Here is a 2,538-nt window from a genome sequence, read left to right on the forward strand (position 1 = left end):
GAGTGAGAATCTCCCTAATTGGCCTGACAACTTTGTGCGAGGAATCACCAATCCCAATAACATTCAACCCGGGGATGAAGTGGAATATACAATCTATTTCCTCTCGGGTGGCAGTGGACCTCTGGATAATGCGGTAGTCTGTGACCCGTTGCAAAATTTTCAGACATTTCGCACGGACACCTTTAATGGTCAAACCCCGACAGAAGGAGCGTTTGGGTCTGAGGTGGGGATTGCTTTTGGGTTAAATCCTCTGAACCCAGATTTACCGACAGCCTATCTCAGAAGTGCGAACAGTGCGAGTAATCGAGGCCGGTTTTATCCTTCGGGAACCGCAACTCCGCTGATTTGTCGGCCTAATATTCGAGGGGCAGTAGTGGTGGACATTGGTAACCTGGGGGTGGGTGACTATGGGTTTATCCGCTTCCGCGTTACAATAGATTGATGGAGTGCTGGGGAGGGTGCAGGCATTCCCTCCCTCCCCAGTTATCCCAGGCGATCGCCGGTGTATTTTATGACTTCTTTTCCTCATCCCATCCCCACAGCACTGTTCCCCCGAATCCCATCGTTGATGGCGATCGCTGTCCTGGTTTCCGCTTGCACTCCCACGAATCCTAACGTCCCTACCCAATGGAACACCTATCAAAATCAGCGCTTTGGGTTCGAGTTCCCCTATCCCCCAGATTGGGTAGCACTCCCTCCCCCCACGAATCAGGATGGACGTGCTTTTCATGATCCAGATTACCCAAATATAGAAATTAGAGGATGGGGAACCTTGAAACTCACCGGATTCGAGGAGGCAGAGGAAACCTCAACCGTTCCCGCCTCTAACTTCACTACGGAACAGGGATTACCGGCCTGGTTAGAGGTGGAAGTGGGGACGGAGGAAAGTGTGATGCGAATGACTCTGGAATCGGGAGATGTAATTTATACTTGGCAAGGACAGTCGCCTAAAGACCGATTTGGGGAGTATTATTCTCTCTTTTATGCGATCGCCCAAAATTACCGGGTCACACAATAGGCTAACTACAGACCTCATACCCCTCAAATAAAACCCGTTAAAATAATATCCTAAACTGTAGGAGAACCTAACTGTGACTCACCCGGAAATCATCAAAAAACAAAAACTTTTTGACCGCTGGGCATCGACCTACGATATCCTGTTTACGACTATCTTTTATCAAGCCATTCATAAACGATTACTGGATTATCTGCAATTGCCAGACTCTCCCAATGTGCTGGACCTCGGATGCGGGACGGGTCGATTGCTCGATCGCCTTGCAGAAGAATTTCCCACCCTACGCGGGACCGGATTTGACCTCTCCCCCCAGATGATTCACCAAGCGCGCCAAACCAAGGGCGATCGCCATCGTCCCCGCCTGATTTTCATCCAAGGAAATGCCGAACAACTCCCCTTCACCGACCAACAATTTAATACGGTTTTTAATACCATTAGTTTTTTACATTACCCCAATCCCAGTCGCATTTTATCAGAAGTCAACCGCGTATTGTCCCCCGGAGGAAACTACTACTTAGTTGATTTCACCCCCCTCGGACAAAAAATCTCTCATACCTTGGGAGTCTCTCCTGCCAATATTTACCTCTACTCCCTGGAAAGGCGCGAACAACTCGGGCGAGAAGCTGGACTCCAATGTCTAGGACATTACTCCCTTCTCGGACCCGTCTGGCTGACTATTTTTACTAAAATATAGGGAAGTTTCTCCGAGCAAAAAGTTTTGACTTACCTATATTTCTCCGTTTGAAGAATTAGAGTACAATAGGCAGATGAACATAGTAAGTTTAGGTCTTTTTGCCCGATGTCCAAGCGCTATAATCCCAGCGCTGCACTGGTGCAAGAGGCCCTTTTCTAGTAACTGGCTGCCTATTTTCCGGTTTCGGACCCCAAAGCAGCCCTGACCCTAGAATAGACGATAGAATAACCGATCGCCTGTTGTATCCTAATTAAGTGTTTTTGTCAAGATTAAGCAGGGTAAGCGCACCAGGCGATCAAGAAAAAATAGAGCTGACCCTGCGGAATTACTCCTAGGGTGATGAAGCAGTTTTGAGTTAATCGGCTATCTTTGTACTAAATCCTAATAATCAGCGGCCATGCGTCAACTTTTATTAAAGGTGTCAATTGGGATGCTCGTCCTCATCTTGAGTGCGTGTGGTGGTGAACCGGAGACTCCGGAAGTCGTCGCCCCAGTCGAGCCCTCTCCCACGGCAACGGAGACTCCACCGGAGTCCCCAGAAGCAGCAGAAGAACCCGAATCCCCGGAATTTGAAAAACCTGTGGTGTCTCAGCGCCCGGATCCCACTTCCATTGGGAATTTAATTCCGCCAACCAGTCCAGATGAGCGGGTGCGGCAACTGGAACAGCAAAGGACCCAACAAGGTCAGGAAAATCCCTTTGGGGTACTTGATGTCCAGCCGATGCCGGTGACCCCAAAACCGGGAGCAGAAGTAGCCACTCTTAGAGTTCCGGAATTTCCAGGCCGTGCGGTTCCTGATCTCCCGGAATTGCCTGTGGCGATCGGGCCA

The 2,538-nt window shown here is 49.5% G+C and carries 3 protein-coding genes and 1 pseudogene; all 4 read left to right on the forward strand.

Going from position 1 to position 2,538, the window contains the following annotated elements:
- Window positions 1-442: hypothetical protein (locus J0895_RS00830; protein ID WP_207086254.1), on the forward strand; the 442-nt coding region annotated here is incomplete at its 5' end.
- A gap of 69 nt (window positions 443-511) precedes the next feature.
- Window positions 512-1,018 (forward strand): hypothetical protein, encoded by a 507-nt coding sequence (locus J0895_RS00835; RefSeq protein ID WP_207086255.1) that lies wholly within the window; start codon window positions 512-514, stop codon window positions 1,016-1,018.
- A gap of 73 nt (window positions 1,019-1,091) precedes the next feature.
- The gene (locus J0895_RS00840) at window positions 1,092-1,709 is read left to right on the forward strand and encodes a methyltransferase domain-containing protein (protein WP_207086256.1); all 618 of its coding nucleotides are present in this window, start codon (window positions 1,092-1,094) and stop codon (window positions 1,707-1,709) included.
- 430 nt (window positions 1,710-2,139) lie between these two features.
- Window positions 2,140-2,538 (forward strand): annotated as a pseudogene (locus J0895_RS00845) (hypothetical protein); the annotation flags it as partial.

Source organism: Phormidium pseudopriestleyi FRX01, assembly GCF_017313335.1.
In the GTDB taxonomy this organism is placed as follows: domain Bacteria; phylum Cyanobacteriota; class Cyanobacteriia; order Cyanobacteriales; family Laspinemataceae; genus Laspinema; species Laspinema pseudopriestleyi.